The organism is Burkholderia sp. AU19243 (assembly GCF_018148075.1).
GTDB classification, from domain to species: Bacteria; Pseudomonadota; Gammaproteobacteria; order Burkholderiales; family Burkholderiaceae; genus Burkholderia; species Burkholderia latens_A.
Window position 1 is genome coordinate 109,923 of the sequence record NZ_JAGSTV010000009.1, and the last position, 22,614, is coordinate 132,536.

Annotated in this window: 19 protein-coding genes and 1 riboswitch; of the genes, 13 read left to right on the forward strand and 6 right to left on the reverse strand. The window is 67.1% G+C overall.

Annotated features, from left to right (window positions below):
* Nucleotides 1-34: 34 nt before the first annotated feature.
* The 7 genes from KDW55_RS18325 to KDW55_RS18355 all read left to right on the forward strand — a co-directional run bounded on the left by KDW55_RS18325 (nt 35) and on the right by KDW55_RS18355 (nt 9,167).
* Nucleotides 35-1,714 carry a methyl-accepting chemotaxis protein gene (locus tag KDW55_RS18325; protein WP_040139288.1) on the forward strand — a complete coding sequence of 560 codons (1,680 nt, stop codon included), beginning with the start codon at nt 35-37 and terminating at the stop codon, nt 1,712-1,714.
* Nucleotides 1,711-2,223, forward strand: coding sequence for a chemotaxis protein CheW (locus KDW55_RS18330; protein ID WP_069242692.1), 513 nt, complete (start codon nt 1,711-1,713; stop codon nt 2,221-2,223). The genes KDW55_RS18325 and KDW55_RS18330 overlap by 4 nt, the downstream gene beginning before the upstream one ends.
* The gene (locus KDW55_RS18335; protein ID WP_212160470.1) at nt 2,220-3,641 is read left to right on the forward strand and encodes a CheR family methyltransferase; all 1,422 of its coding nucleotides are present in this window, start codon (nt 2,220-2,222) and stop codon (nt 3,639-3,641) included. The genes KDW55_RS18330 and KDW55_RS18335 overlap by 4 nt, the downstream gene beginning before the upstream one ends.
* A 45-nt stretch (nt 3,642-3,686) precedes the next feature.
* The gene (locus KDW55_RS18340; protein WP_059545336.1) at nt 3,687-4,391 is read left to right on the forward strand and encodes a chemotaxis protein CheW; all 705 of its coding nucleotides are present in this window, start codon (nt 3,687-3,689) and stop codon (nt 4,389-4,391) included.
* Nucleotides 4,388-6,682, forward strand: coding sequence for a hybrid sensor histidine kinase/response regulator (locus tag KDW55_RS18345; RefSeq protein ID WP_212160469.1), 2,295 nt, complete (start codon nt 4,388-4,390; stop codon nt 6,680-6,682). Before KDW55_RS18340 ends, KDW55_RS18345 begins: the two co-directional genes overlap by 4 nt.
* Entirely contained in the window at nt 6,679-7,698 is a 1,020-nt protein-coding gene (locus KDW55_RS18350) for a chemotaxis response regulator protein-glutamate methylesterase (protein ID WP_040139292.1), read from the forward strand. Before KDW55_RS18345 ends, KDW55_RS18350 begins: the two co-directional genes overlap by 4 nt.
* 40 nt (nt 7,699-7,738) lie before the next feature.
* Nucleotides 7,739-7,846: riboswitch (Fluoride riboswitch) on the forward strand.
* Between the two features lie 79 nt (nt 7,847-7,925).
* A complete protein-coding gene (locus KDW55_RS18355) occupies nt 7,926-9,167 on the forward strand; it encodes a voltage-gated chloride channel family protein (protein WP_069242695.1) in 1,242 nt (413 codons plus the stop codon).
* Between the two features lie 86 nt (nt 9,168-9,253).
* On the opposite strand, the gene KDW55_RS18360 is transcribed toward KDW55_RS18355, so the two are convergent.
* Together KDW55_RS18360 and KDW55_RS18365 are read right to left on the reverse strand one after the other, a co-directional pair.
* Nucleotides 9,254-9,967, reverse strand: coding sequence for a riboflavin synthase (locus KDW55_RS18360; protein WP_059545338.1), 714 nt, complete (start codon nt 9,965-9,967; stop codon nt 9,254-9,256).
* A 158-nt stretch (nt 9,968-10,125) separates the two neighbouring features.
* Nucleotides 10,126-11,988 (reverse strand): ABC transporter ATP-binding protein, encoded by a 1,863-nt coding sequence (locus KDW55_RS18365; RefSeq protein WP_069243491.1) that lies wholly within the window; start codon nt 11,986-11,988, stop codon nt 10,126-10,128.
* Between the two features lie 524 nt (nt 11,989-12,512).
* Here KDW55_RS18365 and KDW55_RS18370 point away from each other — a divergent pair.
* Complete coding sequence (locus KDW55_RS18370; protein WP_040139295.1) at nt 12,513-13,394, forward strand: Dyp-type peroxidase; 882 nt, start codon at nt 12,513-12,515, stop codon at nt 13,392-13,394.
* A gap of 106 nt (nt 13,395-13,500) precedes the next feature.
* On the opposite strand, the gene KDW55_RS18375 is transcribed toward KDW55_RS18370, so the two are convergent.
* The 4 genes from KDW55_RS18375 to KDW55_RS29455 form a co-directional block, all read right to left on the reverse strand.
* Nucleotides 13,501-13,902, reverse strand: coding sequence for an OsmC family protein (locus tag KDW55_RS18375; RefSeq protein ID WP_212160467.1), 402 nt, complete (start codon nt 13,900-13,902; stop codon nt 13,501-13,503).
* A gap of 117 nt (nt 13,903-14,019) precedes the next feature.
* On the reverse strand, nt 14,020-14,943 hold the full coding sequence (locus tag KDW55_RS18380) for a LysR family transcriptional regulator (protein WP_209825632.1): 924 nt from the start codon (nt 14,941-14,943) through the stop codon (nt 14,020-14,022).
* A gap of 475 nt (nt 14,944-15,418) precedes the next feature.
* Nucleotides 15,419-15,727, reverse strand: coding sequence for a hypothetical protein (locus tag KDW55_RS29450; protein ID WP_249173911.1), 309 nt, complete (start codon nt 15,725-15,727; stop codon nt 15,419-15,421).
* A 102-nt stretch (nt 15,728-15,829) separates the two neighbouring features.
* Nucleotides 15,830-15,994: a hypothetical protein gene (locus KDW55_RS29455; protein WP_226209200.1), complete on the reverse strand. Its 165-nt coding sequence runs from the start codon at nt 15,992-15,994 to the stop codon at nt 15,830-15,832.
* A gap of 153 nt (nt 15,995-16,147) precedes the next feature.
* Between KDW55_RS29455 and KDW55_RS29460 the strand changes: the two genes are divergently transcribed.
* The 5 genes from KDW55_RS29460 to KDW55_RS18405 all read left to right on the forward strand — a co-directional run bounded on the left by KDW55_RS29460 (nt 16,148) and on the right by KDW55_RS18405 (nt 22,600).
* On the forward strand, nt 16,148-16,582 hold the full coding sequence (locus tag KDW55_RS29460; RefSeq protein WP_235355494.1) for a helix-turn-helix domain-containing protein: 435 nt from the start codon (nt 16,148-16,150) through the stop codon (nt 16,580-16,582).
* 602 nt (nt 16,583-17,184) lie between these two features.
* Nucleotides 17,185-18,600 carry an undecaprenyl-phosphate glucose phosphotransferase gene (locus KDW55_RS18390; RefSeq protein ID WP_059545238.1) on the forward strand — a complete coding sequence of 472 codons (1,416 nt, stop codon included), beginning with the start codon at nt 17,185-17,187 and terminating at the stop codon, nt 18,598-18,600.
* A gap of 218 nt (nt 18,601-18,818) precedes the next feature.
* The gene (locus tag KDW55_RS18395) at nt 18,819-19,862 is read left to right on the forward strand and encodes a polysaccharide biosynthesis/export family protein (protein ID WP_069243492.1); all 1,044 of its coding nucleotides are present in this window, start codon (nt 18,819-18,821) and stop codon (nt 19,860-19,862) included.
* Nucleotides 19,859-20,308, forward strand: a complete 450-nt coding sequence (locus KDW55_RS18400; protein WP_069242700.1) for a low molecular weight protein-tyrosine-phosphatase — start codon at nt 19,859-19,861, stop codon at nt 20,306-20,308. The genes KDW55_RS18395 and KDW55_RS18400 overlap by 4 nt, the downstream gene beginning before the upstream one ends.
* A 39-nt stretch (nt 20,309-20,347) precedes the next feature.
* Nucleotides 20,348-22,600, forward strand: coding sequence for a polysaccharide biosynthesis tyrosine autokinase (locus tag KDW55_RS18405; RefSeq protein WP_083253063.1), 2,253 nt, complete (start codon nt 20,348-20,350; stop codon nt 22,598-22,600).
* Nucleotides 22,601-22,614 lie beyond the last annotated feature (14 nt).

Consider the following 22,614-nt stretch of genomic DNA (forward strand, 5'->3'; position numbering starts at 1 on the left):
TTTCAACGCTGAATTTAGAAAGCCCATAACGAACATGGCCACCGTGACGCCTCGCGCGACCAATGAAAGCCTGCATCCGACGATCGGCGGCGCCGCCCGGCTGACGCTCGGCAACCGCATCCTGCTCAGCTTCGGCGTGCTGTTCGTGCTGATGCTGGTGACCGCCGGCGTGTCGTACGAACGTCTGCGTGCGATCAATACCGAAGCCGTCAGCATCGAGCGCGACTCGCTGCCCGGCGTCTATCTCGCGGCGTCGCTGCGCGGTGCGGTCAACGAATCGTTCACCGCGCTGCAGCAGGCGACGTTCGTCGAAAGCGATCCGGAGGCCGTGCAGCGCGATCTCGCGAAGATCGGCGAAGCGGTGAAGGACGTCGAGTCACTGTCGGTCGATTACCAAAACACCACGTTCCGCGATGACGACCGCCAGCGCTTCGCGACGTTCCGCGCGTCGTTCGACCGCTACCTTCCGCTGTTGAACGATGCGGTCCAAAAACACCGCGTGTCGCACGACGAGGCCGTCGCCGCGTACGCGAAAGTGCAACCCGCGTGGGCCGACGTCGTGCGCAACGCGAATGTGCTGGTGCAGGAGAACCGCAAGTTCGCCGACCAGTCCGCGAAGCTGATCCGCGAGTCGGTGCAGGACACCGAGATCGTCCTGGCCGCCGCGCTCGGTATCGTGCTGCTGTCCGCGCTCGCGCTGGGCTACGGGCTGTACCGCACCGTCACCGTGCCGATGGCGCGGCTCGTCGAGGTGCACGACGTGATGCGCACCGGCAATCTGACGCGCCGCCTCGACCTGCGCCGCCGCGACGAGTTCGGCACGCTCGAGACGGGCTTCAACCGGATGGCCGACGAACTGACCGAACTGGTCGCGCGCGCGCAGCAGTCGTCGCTGCAGGTGACGACGTCGGTCGCCGAAATCGCGGCGACGTCGCGCGAGCAGCAGGCGACCGCCAACGAAACCGCGGCGACGACGACGGAGATCGGTGCGACGTCCCGCGAGATTTTCGCGACGTCGCGCGACCTGCTGCGCACGATGAACGAGGTGGCCGGCGTGGCCGAGCAGTCCGCGACGCTCGCGGGCGTGAGCCAGAGCGGCCTCACGCGGATGGGCGAGACGATGCGCAGCGTGATGGACGCGGCCGGCTCGGTGAACGCGAAGCTCGCGATCCTCAACGAGAAGGCGCTGAACATCAATCAGGTCGTCGCGACGATCACCAAGGTGGCCGACCAGACCAACCTGCTGTCGCTGAATGCGGCGATCGAGGCGGAGAAAGCCGGCGAATACGGCCGCGGCTTCGCGGTCGTCGCAACCGAAATCCGCCGCCTGGCCGACCAGACGGCGGTGGCGACCTACGATATCGAGCAAACGGTGAAGGAAATCCAGTCGGCCGTGTCGGCGGGCGTGATGGGCATGGACAAGTTCTCGGAGGAAGTGCGCCGCGGGATGCTCGACGTGCAGCAGGTCGGCGGCCAGCTGTCGCAGATCATCGCCGAAGTGCAGACGCTCGCGCCGCGCTTCCAGATGGTCAACGAAGGGATGCAAACGCAGGCGAACGGCGCCGAGCAGATCACGCAGGCGCTGTCGCAGCTGTCCGAGGCCGCGCAGCAGACGGCCGAATCGCTGCGGCAGTCGTCGCAGGCGATCGACGACCTGACGCTCGTCGCAAATCAGCTGCGCACCAGCGTGTCGCGCTTCAAGGTCGACGCGTGATGCGGGCCGAGCCGCACGGCGGCGCGCACGCGCTGTTCCTGATGTTCGATCTCGACGGCGAGCGCTATGCGCTCGACGCGGCCGACATCGACGAGGTGTTGCCGCTCGCCGCCGCCAAGGCCGTGCCCGGTGCGCCCGAATGGATTGCCGGGCTGCTGATGCGCGGCGGTCAGCCGGTGCCGGTGATCGACGTGCCGATGCTGGCGCTCGGGCGGCGCGCGCATGCGCTGCGCTCGACGAGGCTGGTGATGGTCCGCCATCGCGTCGAGCCGCTCGATCGCGCGCGCGTGATCGGGCTGATCGTCGAGCGCGCGACGCAGACGCTGCGGATCGACCGCACGGCGTTCCGCGCGAGCGGCATCTCGACCGCGCGCACGCGCTGGCTCGGGCGCGTCGCGCACACGCGCGACGGGATCGTGCAGCAGGTGTCGGTGTCGGACCTGATCGGCGACGTCGCGCGTTCGTATCTGTTCGACGGCTTGGCCGGCCAAGGAGGGGAGTTCGCATGAGAGTGGCCGATTCGCGATTTCGCGGCTGGCTGTTGCGCGAAACGGGCATCGATTCCGATTCGCTCGGCAACGATTTTCTGCTCCGCGCACTGACTGAACGCGTGCACGCACTGCAGGGCGACGGCGAGCGGCTGCCGTCGGCGGCGCGCCCGCCGCTCACGCCGGAAGCGCTCGATGCGTACTGGCAGCAGCTCAATGCGTCGGCCGACGAGCGGCGCGCGCTGATCGAGCTGTTCGTCGTGCCGGAAACGTGGTTCTTCCGCGATCGCGAGGCATTCTCGACGCTCGCGCGGCTCGCGGCCGAGCGGGTCGCCGCCACGCCCGGGCGTGTGATTCGCGTGCTGAGCGCGCCGTGCTCGACCGGCGAGGAGCCGTATTCGGCGGCGATGGCGCTGCTCGACGCCGGCCTCGATCCGGCCAGTTTCACGATCGACGCGATCGACCTCAGCGCGCGCGCGGTCGCATACGCGCGGCTCGGTTGCTACGGGCGCAACGCATTCCGCGGCACGGCCACGGAGTTTCGCGGCCGCTACTTCACGCCCGTCGAGGACGGCTGGCTGCTCGACGAGCGCGTGCGCGCGTGCGTGCAGTTTCGGCAGGCGAACCTCGTCGAACCGGGCGCCGATACGGGCATCCGCTACGACTTCGTGTTTTGCCGCAACGTGCTGATCTATTTCGACCGCGACGCGCAGGACCGCGTAATCGGTTCGCTGGAAAGCATGCTCGTCGATGACGGCGTGCTGTTCGTCGGTCCGGCCGAAACGGGTGTCGCGATGCGCCACGGGATGCGCTCGGCGCGCGTGCCGCTCGCGTTCGCGTTCCATCGTGCGCACGGCGACACGGCGGAAGGCCACGCGGCCCGGCATGCGGCGGCGCCCGCGCTGGCGCCATCCCGGCGCGCGGAGCGCTTCTCGGTTACGCCGCCGGCCGCGCCCCGGCCGGTGCTGGCCGTCGTGCCGCCGGCGTGGGCCGGCACCGCGCGTTCGCCCGGCGCGCCCGCACAAGCCGACCTGCGCGGCGATGTGCGACTTGGTGCGCTCGATGCGCTCAATACAAGCCGCGCGGGGACTGCCGTGCATGCGGCCGACGCGCCGGCAGCGCCGCTTGCCGCCGGCGCCGCGCCGACGCTGGAGGAAGCACAGGCGCTGGCCAACGCGGGCGCGTTCGACGAGGCCGAGCGCGTGCTCGCACAGTTCTCCGCGCATGCCGGGCCGCACGCGGACGCGTTCTATTTGAACGGGCTTATCGCCGACGCACGCGGCCGCGCTGCCGAAGCGGGCGATTTCTACCGTAAGGCGCTGTATCTGCGGCCGACGCATCACGAAGCGCTGACGCATCTCGCGACGTTGCTGGACGCCGGCGGCGACGGCGCCGGCGCGCAATGGCTGCTCGAGCGAGCGCGCCGCTCGGCCGGCTGATGAGAATACGGGTTGGGAGCCGACATCGGGATGACCGACGAAAGAATGAACCGCGACGCGGTTGCCACTGACGACACGACGATCGGCGTCGACGATTGCTGGAACCGGATCGGCACGCGCGGCGACCGCTCGTGCGAGCGGCTGGCCGACTGCCTGCGCTGCCTGAACTGCCCGGTCTACGCGTATCACGCGGCGAAGCTGCTCGAGCGCCCGCTCGATGCCGCCGAGATGGCCGACGCCACGCAGCGGATCAGCGCGGTCGATGCGCCGCGCGCGCATGCCGGCGACGATACGCGTCAGGCGGCGCTCGCGTTTCGCGTCGCCGACGAATGGCTCGCGCTGCCGATCGGCGTGTTGCGCGAGATCGCCGGCACGCGCCCGATCCATTCGCTGCCGTATCGCCGCCATTCGGCCGTGCGCGGCGTGGTCAACATTCGCGGCACGCTGCGCATCGCGATCTCGATCGGCGCGCTGCTCGGCCTCGACGCGGGCACCGTCGGCGCACGCCGCGCCGACGGCCGCTTCACGCGGCTGCTCGTCGCGGCCCACCAGGGCGAGCCGGTGGTGTTCCCGGTCGACGAAGTCGAGGGCGTGCTGCGCTTTAGCGCGTCCGAATGGGTGCCCGTGCCGGCCACGGTCGGCCGCGCGAGCGCCGGGCTGTCGCGCGGCGTACTGTCGTGGCGCGGCAAGTCCGTCGGGCTGCTCGACGACGACCGGCTGTTCGACGCGGTCACCCGGAGCATGCGATGAGCGGCGATGACGATCTGAGCCACCTGTCGCTGCTCGAGCTGTACCGCGAGGAGACGCGCACGCAGACCCAGGCGCTGTCCGAGCGTCTGCTCGCGCTCGAAGCCGGCGAGCCCGACGCCGCGGCGCTCGAGGCGTGCATGCGCGCCGCGCATTCGCTGAAGGGCGCCGCGCGCATCGTCGGCGTGCCGCTCGGCGTCGACATCGCGGGCCGGATGGAAGAATGCTTCGTTGCCGCGCAGGCCGGCACGGTCGCGCTGACGGCCACGCACGTGGACGTGCTGCTCGCCGGCGTCGATCTGCTGGTGCGCGTTGCGGACCCGCACGCTCAACCCGTGTCGTCTGCCGAAATCGACGCGTTCGCGCTTGCGCTGGCGAGTGCCGACGGCGCGCATGCGATGCCGGCATCGAGCGTCGCGCCGCCGTCCGTCATGCCATTGCGCGGACACGACGGGGCCGCGAACGAACCCGGTGGGGCCGCCGCGGTGCCGCCGCTCGCGGTGCCGGCGGCCGCGCCCGATCCGGTCCCGGCCGGCCGCGCGGCCGGCGCGGGCGCGATGCGGCGCGTGCGCGCGGATACGTTGAACCGGCTGCTGAGCCTGTCCGGCGAATCGCTGGTCGAATCGCGCTGGCTGAAGCCGTTTGCCGAATCGATGCTGCGCGTGAAGCGAGCGCAACGCGATGCGGCGCGCTCGCTCGATCTGTTGTACGAACAGTTCGCCGACGATCTCGATGCGGGCGTGCTCGCGTCGGTGAACGAAGTGCGGCACATGCTCAACGACCTGCAGCGTTCGCTCGCCGAGCGGATGGACGAGTTCGACCGCTTCGAGCGGCGCAGCACGCATATCGCCGAACAGCTGTACGACGAGGCGCTGCAGTGCCGGATGCGGCCGTTCGGCGACGCGACGCGCGCATATCCGCGCATCGTCCGCGACCTCGCGCGCTCGCTCGGCAAGCAGGTGCGCTTTTCGATCGTCGGCGAAGGCACGCAGGTCGATCGCGACATCCTCGATCTGCTCGATGCGCCGCTCGGCCATCTGCTGCGCAACGCAATCGACCATGGCGTCGAGTCGCCCGACGCGCGTCGCGCGCGCGGCAAGCCGGCCGAGGCAAGCGTGACGCTCGAGGCGCGCCACAGCGCAGGCTCGCTGCTCGTCAGCGTGATCGACGACGGGCCGGGTGTCGACATGGACGCGTTGCGCGCGGCCGTCGTGCGCCAGCGCCTGACCGACGACGAGACGGCCGCGCGCCTGTCCGACCCCGAGCTGCTCGAATTCCTGCTGCTGCCGGGCTTTTCGATGCGCGACGCGGTGACCGACGTGTCGGGGCGCGGTGTCGGCCTCGACGCGGTGCAGGAGATGGTGCGCGGCGTACGCGGCGCGGTGCGCATCTTCAACGAGCCGGGCGCGGGCATGCGCTTCGTGCTGCAACTGCCGCTGACACTGTCGGTGATCCGCAGCCTGCTCGTCGAGGTCGGCGGCGAGCCGTACGCGTTTCCGCTCGCGCACGTGCGCCGCACGCTGGAGCTTGCGCACGACGACATCGACGTGCTGGAGGGCCAGCCGCATTTTCCGTTCGACGGCCGGCGCGTGGGCCTCGTCGACGCGCATCAACTGCTCGACACGGACGAGCCCGACGTCGCGCGCGCGAGCACGGCGGTCGTGGTCGTCGGCGGCGAGCCCGAGTTGTACGGCGTCGCCGTGGACCGCTTCCTCGGCGAGCGGATGCTCGTCGTGCAGCCGCTCGACAGCCGCCTGCAGAAGATCCAGAACATCGCGGCCGGCGCGTTGCTCGAAAATGGCGACCCGGTGCTGATCGTCGATGTCGAGGACCTGATCCGCTCGGTCGACAAGCTCGTGCGCGGCGGCCAACTCGCGAAGCTGACGCGCGACCGGCAGCTTGCGCTGGCCGACCGGCGCCGCCGCGTGCTGGTCGTCGACGATTCGCTGACGGTGCGCGAGCTCGAACGCAAGCTGCTCGAGAAGCGCGGTTACGACGTGACCGTCGCCGTCGACGGAATGGACGGCTGGAATGCGGTGCGCAGCGACGCGTTCGATCTCGTCGTGACCGATGTCGACATGCCGCGCATGGACGGCATCGAGCTCGTCACGCTGATCAAGAACGACCCGATGCTCAAGCGTGTGCCGGTGATGATCGTGTCGTACAAGGATCGCGACGAGGATCGCCGGCGCGGGCTCGATGCCGGCGCCGACTACTACCTCGCGAAGAGCAGCTTCCACGACGAAGCGCTGCTCGATGCGGTGCACGACCTGATCGGGGACGCGCGCGCATGAACATCGGCATCGTCAACGATCTGCCGCTTGCCGTCGAGGCGCTGCGCCGCGTGATCGCGCTGCGCACCGATCACCGCGTGCTGTGGGTGGCGACCGACGGCGGCGAGGCCGTGGATTTCTGCGTCGCGCATCCGCCCGATCTCGTGCTGATGGATCTCGTGATGCCGAAGCTCGACGGCGTGGCGGCGACGCGGCAGATCATGGCGCGTGCGCCGTGCGCGATCCTGATCGTGACGGCGAGCGTCAGCGCGAACACGTCGTCGGTGTACGAGGCGATGGGCGCCGGCGCGCTCGATGCGGTCGACACGCCGACGCTCGCGCTCGGCCTGCCGTCGGATGCGGCGCCGCAGCCGCTGCTCGCGAAGATCGACCAGATCGGCCGCCTGCTCGAAACCCGGAGCGCGGCGCTAGTACCTACCGGGCCTGCGCCCGCGCGCGGCCAGCCGACGCTGATCGCGATCGGCGCGTCGGCCGGCGGCCCGACCGCGCTCACCGCGCTGCTGCGTGCGTTGCCGGCCGATTTTCCGGCGGCGCTCGTGATCGTGCAGCACGTCGATCAGGCATTCGCGTTCGGGATGGCGGAGTGGCTCGACGGTTATACGCCGCTGCCCGTGCGCGTCGCGCGGCAGGGCAGCGTGCCGCAGGCGGGCGAGGTGCTGCTCGCCGCGACCAACGATCACCTGTCGCTGTCGCCGCGCGGCGTGCTCGGCTATACGCGGCATCCGGCCGACACGCCATACCGGCCGTCGGTCGACGTGTTCTTCAATAGCGTCGCCGACAGCTGGCAGGGCGACGCGCTCGGCGTGCTGCTGACCGGCATGGGGCGCGACGGCGCGCTCGGGCTGAAGGCGATGCGCGCGAAGGGCTGCTACACGATCGCGCAGGACGAGGCGACCAGCGCCGTATACGGGATGCCGAAGGCGGCCGCGGCGATCGGTGCCGCGTCGGCGATCCTGCCGCTCGACCGGATTGCGCCGCAACTGATTTCCCGCGTGACGCGCGTGCCGCGCGACTGACGGGCCGCGTTGCGTGCGATGCGCGGCGTCGCGTACAATTGCCGCCTGCGGAGATGGCATGCCTCCCTGCGGTCGAGTCCGGCGCGTCGCGCGCGCGGTCTTCGGCCCTCAACCGCCGGTTCGCCCGGCTGATGATGCCTGCGTGTTCCTGGGTTGTCAGGAGGTCGCAGGCCGTCCATGCGGTGTTCTGCCGCCCAGGTGTCGATGTCCTGTCGAATCTGGAAACCATGTTTTTCTCGACTTCCGCCGATATTGTCGCGACCGCGCGCTACGTGTGCCGGTGGCTCGCTCTCTCGGCCCTGCTCGGCGCGCTGGCCGGCACGGCCTCCGCGTTGTTCCTGATCGCGCTCGACTGGGCGAGCGCCACGCGCATCGCGCATCCGTGGCTGCTGTGGGCGCTGCCGGCCGCCGGCTTCGCGACCGGGTGGGTCTATCACCGGTTCGGCCAGTCGGTCGCGCGCGGCAACAACCTGCTGATCGACGAGATTCACGACCCGAAGGCGCTCGTGCCGAAGCGGATGGCGCCGCTCGTGCTGGTCGCGACCGTCGTCACGCACCTGTTCGGCGGGTCGGCCGGCCGCGAGGGCACGGCCGTGCAGATGGGCGGCGCGCTCGCCGATCGCATCACTCACGTGCTCCGGCTCGATCGCGAGCATCGGCGCGTGCTGCTGATGGGCGGCATCGCGGCCGGGTTCTCGTCGGTGTTCGGCACGCCGCTCGCGGGCGCCGTGTTCGGGCTCGAAGTGCTCGCGATCGGCCGCGTGCGGTACGACGCGCTGTTGACCTGCGTCGCGTCGGCCATCGTCGCGGACCTCGTGTGCCGCGCGTGGGGCGTGCATCACACCGTGTATGCGATCCCGTTCGTGCCGGCCGTATCGGCGACCGCGCTGGCCGCGACGGTCGTCGCGGGTGTCGCGTTCGGTGTCGTCGGGCGGTTGTTCGCGTTCGCCACGCATGCGCTGACCGCGTGGTGTCGGCGCGTCGTCCGCTACGCGCCGCTGCAGCCGGTGCTCGGTGGCGTGATGGTGGCCGTGGCGGCGAGCGTGCTGAACGTGCCGCAGTATCTGGGGCTCGGGATTCCGACGATCGAAGCGGCTTTTCGCGGACCGCTGCCCGTCTACGATTTCGCGGGCAAGTTCGCGTTTACGGTCGTCACGCTCGCGTCGGGATTCAAGGGCGGTGAAGTCACGCCGCTGTTCTACATCGGCGCGACGCTCGGCAATGCGCTCGGCCAGGTGCTCGCGCTGCCGGTGCCGGTGCTTGCGGGGCTCGGCTTCGTCGCGGTGTTCGCGGGCGCGGCGAACACGCCGATCGCGTCGACGATCATGGCGATCGAGCTGTTCGGCGCGGATGTCGGCGTGTATGCGATCGTGGCGTGCGTGGTCGCGTACCTGTTTTCCGGACACGCGGGGATTTATCGATCGCAACGGGTGGCGGTGGGGAAGGCCGCACGGATGGAGGCGGACTGAGGTCGGCCTGCGCCTGCGCCGGCGCCACAGCGCCGGACGCAAGCCGGTCTCCGTCGATCGCGGGCCGCCGGGCCAACCGCCGCGCGCTATTCCTTCGGCAGCTTCGCGACGTTGCGCGCGAGCAGCTCTTCGATATCGATGCCCTTGTCCGCCAGCAGCGTCGTGACGATTCCCGTCAGCTCGCCGAGCGTTTCCTTGACCGACTCGCGGATCGTATCCACGACGACCTGCGTACTGCGTTCGATTTCGATGTTGACGTTGTCGTCGACGCCCTTCGCATCGAAGGTCGTCGCGCGTCGCGTTTCCGGAATCAGCCAGACGTCGAACCAGCCTTCGTCGCGATTGACGTCGGACACCGTGAGGCTGCAGCCGTTGATCGCGATATACCCCTTCGCGAACACGTAGCGCTTGAATTCGGCCGGCACGCCGATGCGGATCATCCGGTTGTGTTCGGACGATGCGATGTGCACGATGGTCCCCATGAAGTCGACGTGGCCGGACAGCGGATGCCCGCCGATTTCGGCGCCGTCCTTCGCGGCCCGTTCGACATTGACGCGCGCGCCGGTCGTCAGGTTGGCCAGCGTGGTGATGCGCAGGCTCGGCAACATCACGTCGAAATCGATCAGTACCGGCGAATGAATCGTCGTTACCGTCAGGCAAACGCCGTCGACCGACACGCTCGCGCCGATCTCGATGTCGGTGGTGAACCGCTCGGGGAATTCGATGGTGAACGTCCTCAGTTCGCCGTGATCCTTGACGGCCTTGATGACGCCAACACCCTGGACAATGCCTGTAAACATGATCTGCCTTTCGTCGCGAATTGCGTGGCCGGTATGATAAGTGATCCGAGGAACCCCCATCGCGAACAGGGTCGGGCCGCGGTACGGCGCAATCATGAACGGGGCTCGGCCGCAATCGGCGTCACCGCACGGTCGCGCCACATCGCGGCCCGTTCGCGTTACGCCCGCGCCGGCTCTCCGCGCGGCCCGGCCTGGTCGCCGGCGCCGCGCCGCGGCGAATCGAGCAAGCCCTTCGCGAGTTCCAGCGCCTGCCGCTCGAACAGCCGGCGGTAGACCCCGCCGTCGAGCCGGATCAACGCGTCGTGGTTGCCTTCCTCGATCACTTTGCCGCGGTCGAGCACGAGCAGGCGGTCGAGCGAGCGCACCGTCGACAGCCGGTGCGCAACCACGAGCGTCGTGCGGCCCACCATCAACCGCTCCATCGCCTGCTGGATCAGCACCTCGCTTTCGCTGTCGAGGCTCGACGTCGCTTCGTCGAGGATCAGGATCGGCGCATCCGCGAGGAACGCGCGCGCGATCGCGACGCGCTGGCGTTCGCCGCCCGACAGCTTGATCCCGCGTTCGCCGACGAGCGTGTCGTAACCGTCCGGCAGCGCCGCGATGAAGTCGTGCGCGCTTGCGAGCCGCGCGGCGCGCTCGATCTCCGCACGGCTCGCGCCGGGGCGTGCATACGCGATGTTCTCCGCGAGCGTGCGGTGGAACAGCACGGGCTCCTGCTGGACGATCGCGATCTGGCTGCGCAACGAATCCTGCCGCACCTGCGCGATGTCCTGGCCGTCGATCGTGATGCGGCCGCCCGACACGTCGTACAGGCGCTGGATCAGCTTGATGAACGTCGTCTTGCCCGACCCGGAATGACCGACGAGGCCGACGCGTTCGCCGGGCGCGATGCGCATCGAGAAGTCGTCGTACAGCGGCACCGGATGGTTGCCGTAGCGGAACGTCACGTGCTCGAAGCGGATCTCGCCGCGCTCGATCCGGATCGCGGGCGCGCCGGGGCGATCGTCGATGCCGAGCGGCTGGCGCTCGAGTGCGACGAGCTCTTCCATGTCGTTGACCGAGCGCTGCAGGTTGCGGATGTGCATGCCGACGTCGCGCAGGTAGCCCTGCAGCATGAAGAACATCGTCAGCGAGAATGCGATGTCGCCGACGCTCGCTTCGTCGTTCGCCCAGAGCCGCAGCGCGACGCCGATCATCGCCGCCTGCATCGCGACGAGCATCGCGCCCTGCAGGCCGCCGTTGAACGTGCCGCGCACCCACGTGCGGCGCGTGCGCTGACGCCACTTGCCGATCACGCGCGCCAGCCGCGCTTCCTCGCGCGCTTCCGCGCCGAATGCCTTGACGACGGCGTTGCAGCTGACCGCATCGGCGAGCGCACCGCCCATTCGCGTGTCCCACATGTTGCCGAGCCGCGCGGCCGGCGCGACGATGCCGAGCGACACGGCGACCGTCACCGAGATGTACAGCAGCGAGCCCGCGCCGACGACGACGCCCATCACCGGCCAGTGCGAGCCGAGCAGCACGGTCGCGCCGACGAGCATCGTGACCGACGGCAGCAGCGCGATCAGCACGGTGTCGTTCAGCAGGTCGAGCGCCCAGATGCCGCGCGTGATCTTGCGCACGGTCGAGCCCGCGAAGCTGTTCGCGTGCCAGTCGGTCGAAAAGCGCTGCACGCGATGGAACGATGCGGCGGCGATCTCGCTCATCATTTTCAGCGTGAGCGTGATGATGTTCAGATAGACGCCCTGCCGCAGCAGCGTCGCGCCGATGCCGAGCGCGGCCAGCGCGCCGAACGCGGTCACGGCCGCGTGCCACGCGGCGGCGCGGTCGGTCGAGCCGGATGACAGCGCATCGACGAGGCGCCCGGCGAACAGCGGCGTGAGCACGTCGGCGAGCGCGCCGAGCAGCGCCAGTGCCGCGATCGCCGCGATGCGCACCGGCTGCTTGCGCCAGTAGCGGAACGTAAAGCCGAAGACGGCCTGGAAAGCGTGGCCGCCCAGATGGGTGGTTTTTCTGGTCATGTATCGTTGCCCGGCGCATCGCGCGACGGGACTTTCCGGTTCGGAGAACGTCGAAAACGCAACAGCCGGCCCGCACGGACTTCGCGGACGCAATGAAACGGGCTGTCGGGAATGGCGCGGGCTGGCGTGCTAACCGGTAAGCCGGGGGCGCACTCGGGAGCCGGCGCGGACGACGGGCGGAATCAGCCGCGTCGTGGGACCACGTTCGGGAAGGCTGCTGGCATTCGGAACATCTGCACCTCCCTGAAGTGAATGGTTGAAAAGACGCCGAAATGGCGTGAACGGATTTTATCAGCAGGGCGCGGCGCGCCGCAATGTCTGACGAATACGGCGTTGCAGCGTCGATACGGTGCAGATATTCGACGTTTCGGCCCTCTTTCGTTCGCACGTTCGCACGTTCGCACGTTGGCGCGTTCCGCGCTGCGGTGCCGCACGGGCCGGCCGCCCGCATCGATTACACTTCGCGGTTGCGCGCGGGCCGGAGCGGCCTCGCGGATTCACCCCGATACATTCCCGAGGAAACGATGAGCGACGTTCAGCAAGGCATCCTGGCTCCGATCGACACGGCGGCCCGATACCTGACTTTCACGATTTCGAACAACGGCAATGTCGCCGCGGCGCTGAAGGCGTTGCGCGAACTCGTCGACGGGCGCGGCGCGGTCGCGGGTTTCGGACACGCACTGGCCGCTCACCTCGGGCGCCCGGTGCCGGGCCTCACCGAATATCCGGCATTCGCGGTGAACGACCGCACGCTGCCGCGCACGCCGGCCGACGTGTGGGTGTGGCTGCGCGGCGACGATCGCGGCGATCTCGTGCTGCGATCGCGCGCAATCGAGCGCGCACTCGCGCCCGCATTCGCGCTGCAGGACGTGGTCGACGGCTTCCGCTACTCGAACGATCGCGACCTGTCCGGCTACGAGGACGGCACCGAAAACCCGACCGGCGACGACGCGCTGGCCGCCGCGATCGTCGCCGGACAGGGCGCGGGACTCGACGGTTCGAGCTTCGTCGCGGTCCAGCAGTGGCTGCACGATTTCGACCAGATGGAGCGCATCGCTTCCGGCGACATGGATCACATCATCGGCCGCCGCCGCTCGGACAATGAGGAACTCGACGATGCGCCCGAGTTTGCGCACGTGAAGCGCACCGCGCAGGAAAGCTTCGAGCCGGAAGCGTTCATGCTGCGCCGTTCGTCGCCGTGGGCCGATGCGCGCCGCGCCGGGCTTTATTTCGTCGCGTTCGGCGCGTCGTTCCGCGCGTTCGACGTGCAGATGCGCCGGATGAGCGGCGCCGACGACGGCATCGTCGACGGCCTGTTCCGCTTCACGCGGCCGCTGACCGGCGCGTATTTCTGGTGCCCGCCGGTGAAGGACGGCAAGCTGGATCTGTCCGCGCTCGGACTGTAAGCGCCGCACCTCGTCCGCCAACGGGCGGGCCGCGCATCGTGCGCGGCCCGCCCGTTTTGCTTGTTGCGTGCCGGCGTGCCGCTTGCGACGCTCGGCCCGCGGCGTGTCAGGCCAGCGTCGTTTCGATCGGCGTGCCGCGCTTGATGAACAGCGTCACCGGCGTCTTCTCGCAAATTTCCGCGAGGCGCTGGCGCTGCGCGTCGTCGAGCGGGCCCTCGAGCGTCACCAGGCGGCGCACGTACTGCTGGCCTTCGCGATCGGCATGCAGTTCGGTACGCACGTCGATGTGCACGGCCGGCCACGTCTTGCGCTGCATATACATGCGCAGCGTCGCGGCCGTGCACTGCGCGAGGCCCGCAAGCACGAGCTCGAACGGCGCCGGACCGAGCCCCTGGCCGCCTTCGCGCGGCGCTTCGTCGCCGGTCAGCGCATGCGTGCCGGCCTGTAGCTGGACAACGTAGTTCGGCGCGTCGGCGGCGAGGACGGCGGCAGCGTGGATGAGCGGCATGGCGAATCTCCGGTAAGCGGGAAGGAAGGGCCGCGTCGGCGCGCGGCATGTCGGCCGTCAGCATACCGTCTCGCCGGAAAACGCGGGCGCAGCGCGTTGCGGCGACACGCGACGCGATCAGTCGGCGCTGGCGCCGACACTGCGGCGCACGAGGGTGGCGACGCGTTCGCGCACCCACTGGTGTGCGCGGTCGGTTTCGCGTGTTTCGTGCCAGTACGCGAGCAGCGGAAAAGGCTTGAGCCGCAGCGGCAGCGGTTGCACCGCGATCGGCAGCATCGCGGCCATGCGCAGGGCATACGTGCGCGGCAGCGTCAGCAACAGGTCGCCCGTGGCGGCGATCTGGCATGCGGCGAAATAGTGCTGGCAGACAAGTTGGATATGACGGAACCGTCCGTCGTTGCCGAGCAGCACGTCGAGAGATTGCGGTTCGCCGAGCGACGACACCGCGATATGCCGGGCGGCGAAATAGTCGCCGCGCCGCAGCGGGCCGCTCATCAGCGGATGATCGTGCCGCATCGCGACGACGAGCGAATCGTCGAGCAGGTGCTCGGTCGCGATGCGCGGCCCGGTCGGCACGCGGCGATCGACCGCGAGATCGAGGTTGCCCGATGCAAGTTCGCGCTCGATGTCGTGCACCGCGACGCGGCGGCTCACGAAGCGCAGGCCCGGCGCTTCGTCCGCGAACGCAGCGACGATCCGCGGTAGCGCAATCGATTCCAGCACGTCGCGAATGCCGACCGCGATGCTCAGGTCGAGTTTCGCCGGATCGAATGCGGCCGGATCGCGCGCGGCGCGTTGCAGGCCGGCAAGATGAAGCTGCACGTCGGCGATCATCGTGCGTGTGCGTTCGGTGGGCACGATGCGGTTGCCCTGGCGCACGAACAGCGGATCGTCGAAGTGCGCGCGCAACCGGTTGAGTGCATGCGTGACGGCCGGCTGCGTCAGGTGCAGCGCGCGGGCGGCCGCACCGATGCCGCCGTGCACGTAGATGGCGTCGAACACGCGGAACAGGTTCAGGTCGAGACGATGATCGGCGGGCACGGGGGTGAGCGGAAGTGGGAACGTTGCCGATTCTAGAGCGATTGGATCGTGTTGGCCGAAAACGCCGGTACGCGCACGATCGAACGCGCATCGTGCCGTCCATTCGCGTCAATTTCCCCGGTTTCGGATTACGACAACGTTTGCGCTGAATCGATTCGATAATTTATTGGTCATTTGAAGCGGTTCAGTGCATTTCCCGGTGTATTGGCGAAAGCTGTTTAATAATCTTTAAAAAGATGAGATCGGGATGCGCCGTTTGTCTTTAATTTTGCAAAAGACTGTACGATTTTTCGCATTCTGCCGGGCGGATTATTTGACGCGACCGGAATGAGCGCTCCATTAAATAGCTCGGCGCGTTGTGCGATCGGGCTTGTATCAATCCGCCACAACCCTGTCGCGATCGGCCAGTTTCCAAGCGGGTTTCGGTTTAAAGATATGATGCGGACGCTTTTTCAAGCACAGAGAAGCGCATCGATCAAATAAAAAGCGCGTTTGAGAGAAGTGGGCAGGAAATACGGGGGCTTGGCAAGTGAATGCTGGTGAACAACGGGCGGTTGTCGTCTTTTTGAGTGCGGGTTTCTCGCTGGCCCAGGCCGCGTACATGATCGAGGCGTTCAACCTCGCCAATCGCCTGATGCCCGTGGGGCCGGGTTATCAAGTGACGTTCGTGTCGGCCAGCGGCGGGCTGTTGCCGTCGTCGTCCGGTGTGCAGGTGACGACCGACAAGTTCGACGATGCCCACGTGCAGCGCGTGCACGCGTTTTTTCATCTTCACGGCGATCATCTGCTGTTCGGATGGACCGAAGCATTGCTTCTCCGGTTTCGTGCGGTGCACGCGCATGCCCGGTGGCTCGCGGACGACGTGGAAATACCCGCGACCGTCGTGTCAAATCGCGCCGGCGTACGGCAGCCCGCCGCGTCGATAGTGAGCTTCGTGTCCGCGGCGGACCGTGCCGACGAGCCGGCCAGACGCACGGACGTGCGGGCGGTTCTGCTGGAATTGTTCAGACATGAACTCGGCGCGCTCGCGGCCGATGAAATCGAACGGCACGTTTACCGCGATTCCGGCGACCTTATCGGGCCTTCGGCCGAGTGGTCGATGCGCGAACTTGCCGCGAGCCAGCCGATTCGCATGGCGATGCAGTTGCTGCGTGCGGGCAGTGCCGGGCGGATCTCGATCGTCGAGATCGCACAGGCCGTCGCGATGAGCGAGCGCAACTTTCTGCGACGCTTCAAGAAGGAAGTCGGCGCGACGCCGACGGAATTCATCTTGAGCATTCGTCTGGAGCGCGCACGCCACATGCTGATCCACACCACGTTGCCCGCGGACAAGATTGCACGGCGCACCGGCCTCGGCAACGGCGAGCGTCTTGCGAAGCTGTTCCGGCAACACATTGCGCTGTCGCCCACCGAATTTCGTGTCATCGAGCGGCAGCGGATCGCGAAGGCGGGCATCGAGCCGTCTTGCCCGGCGACGCCAAGCCGCGCGCACGACACACGCTCGTGCGAGCCCACGAGCGGACGATCGATCGCTCACGTGCGGTATTGCAGAGGCGCGACGATTCGATCGAAACGCGATGACGCGGCGGGGCCCGAAATCGCGTGCGTTACGCCGCACGTTACGCGGCGCGTAACGTAACAACGATCGCGTGACGCACCGCGCACATCGATTCAGCCGACATCGAATTCATGAAGGGCGTCGCGCAATCCACGGATTTCACAAGGTTTTCCATCCGATAAAGAGGGGCTTCGATCCCCGTTTGCGATGGTGGCACGATTTCTGCTTATTCAGACGCGTGCCGCAGTATTTAACATCAATAACATCAGACCAATCATGAATTCGATTCCGACTTTCGGTATCGGCGCCGCGGAATTGCCGTCGATGCCATCCAATCTCCTCGCACACAGCAGGTGGGCAAGCCCGCGTATGCAGCAGCATCAGGGCGCGCGTCCCTGATTTAATCACCGACCGTATCAGCGCTTACGCCGGTTGTTGTGGCAAGGGCGACTGCATATTCGCTCGTCGCCATTGCGGAAGTCATGCCGCGACAGCCGGGCTGAATCAATAACGTGAAATCGTCGCTCTCCGCGTCATGGATAGCGATAAATAGGAATCCTATATGGCGAACGGCTGTCGAGCGGATTTTCGAGTGCCGTCGCGCGCAGTTGGGGAAGGTTCGGGCGATGGAGTGCGCGTCGGCATGCCGGCGCTGCGGATCACGTCGTGAACGCGGGGGCAAGATGAGCAAGACGTCACATTTCGAATACAGGTCGGTCGGACCCGGTGTCAACGGGGTCGTCGCCCGCACGGTCGATCTGATGCTGATCGTATTCGGTGCGGCGCTGGCAGCGCATTTCCGGTTTGACGCGGTCGCGAATGCCCGGCTCGACGCGTCGGTCGTTGCGTTCTCGAGCGCCTTTTCGTTGATGTTGTTTCCGACGTTCGGCGTGTACCAGTCGTGGCGAGGGCGCTCGCTGTTCCGGTTGGCGGGGCAACTGGCGCTGGCGTGGCTGATCGCGCAGGGCGGCGCGCTGGTGGTGACGTTTACGCTTCACAAGTCGGAGTCCGTGTCGCGGTTGTGGTTTGCGTACTGGACCGGCATGACCGGCGCGGCGCTGATCGCTGTGAGGCTCGTCGTGCACACGATGTTGCGCCGGCTGCGGCATGCGGGGATGAACCTGCGATCGGTTGCGGTCGTCGGGCGCGGCGAGTATTGCCGTCGCGTAATCGGCACGATCGAGCGGTCGCCCGCGAGCGGGTTTCGCGCCGCTGCGGTGTTCGACGTGGATTCCGTCGCGCGCGGCGCGGTGGCGGGTATTCCGGCGTTCGAGGACGAAGCGGCATTCATCGCGTATGTGCGCCAGCAGGGCATGCGCGAACTGTGGCTCGCGCTGCCGCTGTCGGAGGAACGCACGATTCTGCGCTTCGTATCCGAATTCCGCGACGAGCTCGTGAATATCCGCTTCATGCCGGACGTCAGCGCGTTGTCGCTGTTCGACAGCGCGCTGACGGACGTGCTGGGCGTACCGGCGATCAATCTTGCCGCATCGCCGCTGCCGCCGCATGCGCTGCTCAGCAAGGAGATTTTCGATCGATGCTTCGCGGCACTCGCGCTCGTGGCGCTGCTGCCGTTGATGCTGATCATCGCGATCGCCGTCAAGGCGACATCGCGCGGGCCGGTGTTTTTCAGGCAGCGCCGCAAGGGCGCGGACGGGCGCGTGTTCAGCATCTACAAATTTCGCACGATGCGGCTGCACACGGAGCAGCCGGGCGTCGTCAGGCAGGCGACCCGCCACGATGCGCGGATCACGCGAGTGGGGCGATTCCTGCGCCGCACGAGTCTCGACGAGTTGCCGCAGTTCATCAACGTGCTGCAAGGCGACATGTCGGTCGTCGGCCCGCGCCCGCACGCGCTGGAGCATGACGAGTTGTACCGCAAGGTCGTCGATCGCTACATCCAGCGCTACCGGATCAAGCCGGGCATTACCGGCTGGGCGCAGGTCAACGGCTATCGAGGGGAAACCGATCGGATCGAGAAGATGCAGGGGCGGGTCGAGCACGATCTCTATTACCTGCAGAACTGGTCGTTCGGGCTGGATATGCGGATTGTGGGCGCGACGATTCTGAAGGGGTTTGTGGGGGGCAATGCGTATTGATTGCATGGCGGCGGCGAGGGCGTCGTGCGGGGCGAGAGGCCGCTGGAGTGACGGAAGGCGGGTGTCTACAAGAGTGTCGATAAATCGAAACCATGAATAAACGAGTGAAACAAGCTGTCCATTCCGGCTCGCCAGGCCTGCGCGGTCGCTGGACCACAATGCTCGTCGCGGGTGCCTGTCTGGTGTTGTCGGGGTGCGCCGCTGCGCCGGGGATGCGCATGACCGGACCGGCCACGCTCGCGGTATCCGGCGGGGACGGAGCGCCGGCTGAGTCGATGCAGATTCCGATCGAGGAAATCAACGCGACACTGATTCGCCAACTCCGCGCGGCGGCCAGCGCCGACGACGGCGAGCGTTTGAGATCGCTCGTCGGCAAGGCTCAACCCTATACCCTCGGCGCAGGCGATGTCCTTCAGATCACGGTCTGGGATCATCCGGAATTGACGCAGGCGCAGGGCGCGCCGCAGCAGACCAACGGACGCCCGTTCGATCCGCCTCAGGGTTTCGTCGTCGACAACGGCGGCAACGTGCAGGTGCCGTATGCGGGGAACGTGCAGGTCGCGGGTCTCACGGTCGACGGCGCACGCAAGGCGATCACGACGGCGATGGCGCGTTACTTCGTCACGCCGAAGGTCATGGTCAGGGTCGCGTCGTTCAGGGCGAAGCAAATCTACGTCGACGGCGAAGTCCGTACGCCTGGCAATGTTCCGATCAACGACATTCCGATGACGCTGTTCGAGGCGGTCAATCGCGCGGGCGGGTTCGCCCCCACGGCCGATCAGAGTCGTTTGGTTCTCGTGCGCGACGGGGTGTCGTATCCGCTCGACCTCCCGGGCATGCTCGCACGCAACGTGAATCCTGCGTCGATTCCGCTCCGCGATGGCGATTTGCTACGAGTCGTGCCGCGCGAAGACAACGGTGTGTACGTGATGGGCGAAGTGAGCAAGCCGGTGACGGCGTTGCCGCTGCGAACCGGCAAGCTGACTTTGAGCGACGCACTGTCGCAGGCCGGCAGCCTCAACAGCACGAGCGCCGACGCCGCGCAACTCTACGTGATCCGCGGCGCGCAGGGCGAGACGCCGCAGGTCTATCACCTGGATGCGCGTTCGCCGGTATCGATGGTGCTGGCGAACCAGTTCGAGTTGCGGCCGAAAGACGTGGTTTATGTCGACGGGAACGGGCTCGTCCGATTCAGCCGGGTTCTGAGCTTGCTGCTGCCCGCCATCAACGCAGGCCTTACCGCGGCAATCGTCTCGAAATGATTCGGCATTTGCTCATCGTTTGCCATGGCAACGTGTGTCGCAGCCCGATGGCGCAGGGCTTGTTCCAGCGCCTGCTGCCCGGGGTGTCGGTTTCGTCGGCAGGCCTGCAGGCCAGGAACGGCATGGCGATCGATCCGGTTGCAGCCGCGCTGCTGAAGTCGCGTGAAATCGACATGTCGGCGCATCGTGCGAGACGTCTCGACGAACGCATGTGCAGCGCGGCGGACCTGATTCTCGTGATGGAGCTCGAGCAACGCAAGGCGATCGAGCGATTCCACCCCGCATCGCGAGGGCGCATCTATCGCATTGCCGAAGCCTTTCCCTCCGATGTGGCCGATCCGTACCGGCGGTCACAACGCAGCTACGACTATGCGCTGACGCTGATCGAACACGGCGTCAACGACTGGGTCGAGCGCATCGGCAACCTGATCGAACGAGACCGTTGAGCCGTCCGGCTCGCCAGCCCAAGGATATCGGCAGTCACCATGAACTCTATGAAAGCACCCTCCCATTTCCCGCGAGACGCGGACGAAGTCGACATTCGCGGCATCGCCGACATGATGATCAAGAACGTCAGGATCATCGGCATCGTCGCGTGCGTGTTCGTGCTGTTCGGTGGCCTGTATGCGCTCGTCGCGAAGCCCGTCTACAGCGTCGACATCGTCGTGCAGGTCGAGAGCAACGGCGCGGACATGATGGGCGGCGCGGCAGGTAGTCTCGTCGGTGGTCTCAGCTCGCTATTCGACGTGAAGTCGACGGATGACGGCGAAATGGAAATCCTGAGATCCAGGCTCGTGACCGAGCCTGTCGTCGTCGATCAGCGCCTGGCCATCGAAGCGACGCCGAATCATTTCCCGATCATCGGAGCGGTGATTGCACGCTTCAACAAGAAGCTTTCCACGCCGGGACTGTTCGGGATGGGCGGGTTCGTATGGGGTGGCGAACGCATTTCGGTGTCGACATTCGAGGTGCCGCGGGATTTCCTCGAGGACCGGTTTTTCGTGACCTTCCTTGGCGACGGGCGCTTTCGTCTTTCGGGGAGCGACCTGGACGCCGAAGCAACAGGCCGGATCGGCGTGCCGCTGCATGTCGGCACGCCGGCCGGCGACGTGACGCTGACGGTCGCGGCGATCGAAGCGCGCCCGGGTGCTCAATTCGTCGTCAAGGCATTCTCGAAACAGAAGATGCTGACGAAACTGCAGAAGGCGTTGACCATCACCGAAAAGGGCAAGGACCAGTCCGGCGTCATCGGCGTCACATATGAGAACGACGACCCCGTTCTGGGCGCCGGCGTGCTCAACGAAATCGCCGACAACTACGTCCGCCAGAATGCCGACCGGAAGGCAGCGACAGCCGAGAAATCGTTGAGATTCCTGACCGAGCAGGTACCGGACGTCGAGAAGCAATTGCGCGCGGTCGAGGATCGCTTGAACGCTTACCAGACGAAGCACGAAGTAATCGATCTGAGCGAGCAGGCGAAAGCGATGCTCAATCAGTCGGTCACGGCGCAGACGTCGTTGTTCGAACTGGAGCAGAAGCGCAAAGCGTTGGCGTCGGTCTACACCCCGGAGCACCCTCAACTCGCGTCGCTCGATCAGCAGATTGCCGCGGCCAAGGCCAACGTGGGCACGTTCAATGACGCAATCCAGCGGCTGCCCGATGCGCAACAGAACATCGTCCGGTTGCGACGGGACGTTACCGTGCAAACGGAGATCTATGTCGGGCTGCTGAACAGCATTCAACAGTTGCGGCTCGCGACGGCGAGCAAGATCGGCAACGTGCGCGTGATCGACCACGCGATCGTTCCGGATCAGCCGGTGTGGCCGAAGCCGCTGCTCGTGGTCGCACTGGCCGCCGTGATAGGCCTGGTAGTTGGAGCGTGCGTCGCGATCGCGCGGGCAGTGCTGTTCGGCGGCGTGACCGATCCGTCGGAGATCGAGCGTGACGCCGACCTGAACGTGATTGCGACCATTCCTCTCAGCCCCGTTCAGCGCCAGCTTACGCGGGTCGGGACGGGTGCGAGCCAGGACGCGGCGATTCTGGCGCTGGCCCGGCCGCACGAGCCGGCGGTCGAGGCGTTGCGAAGCCTGTGCACTGCGTTGCAGTTCCTGCTGCTCGATCGGCCAAAAAACAACGTGGTTCTCGTCACGGGGCCGGCTGCCGGCATCGGAAAGTCCTTCATATCGGCAAACGTCGCGGCGCTCCTCGGTCAATCGAACAAGCGTGTGCTGCTGATCGATGGCGATCTGCGGCGCGGGCGCCTGGCCAAGGATTTCGGGACTCGGTCCGCGCCCGGATTGTCGAGCGTCCTGCGCGGCGAAGCAGTACTCGATCAGGCGATCGTGCGCGGCGTGTCGCCACACGTCGATTTCCTGCCGACGGGCCCGCGCGTAGGGCAGCCGGTTGAACTCTTCGCATCCAACGACCTTGCCGTGGTGGTCTCCGAAGTCTCACATCGCTACGACATCGTTCTGCTCGATGCGCCGCCGCTGCTCCCGGTCACCGACGCGACGGTGTTTGCGCGGTACGCGGGCACGATCCTGCTCGCAGCCCGTTCCGGCATGACCACCCAGGGCGAGATCCTGGAGTCGGTGAAGCGGATCGAGCGCGTCGGCGCGACGGTAACGGGCGTGGTGTTCAACGGTTTCCGGCCGGGGCTGCGCTCCGCGCAATACGGCAACTACGGTGCGTATGCGTACGAAGGCGCCGAGGCGGAAACGCGTGTCGAGCGGATGTGAGCTGTCCAGGGAGA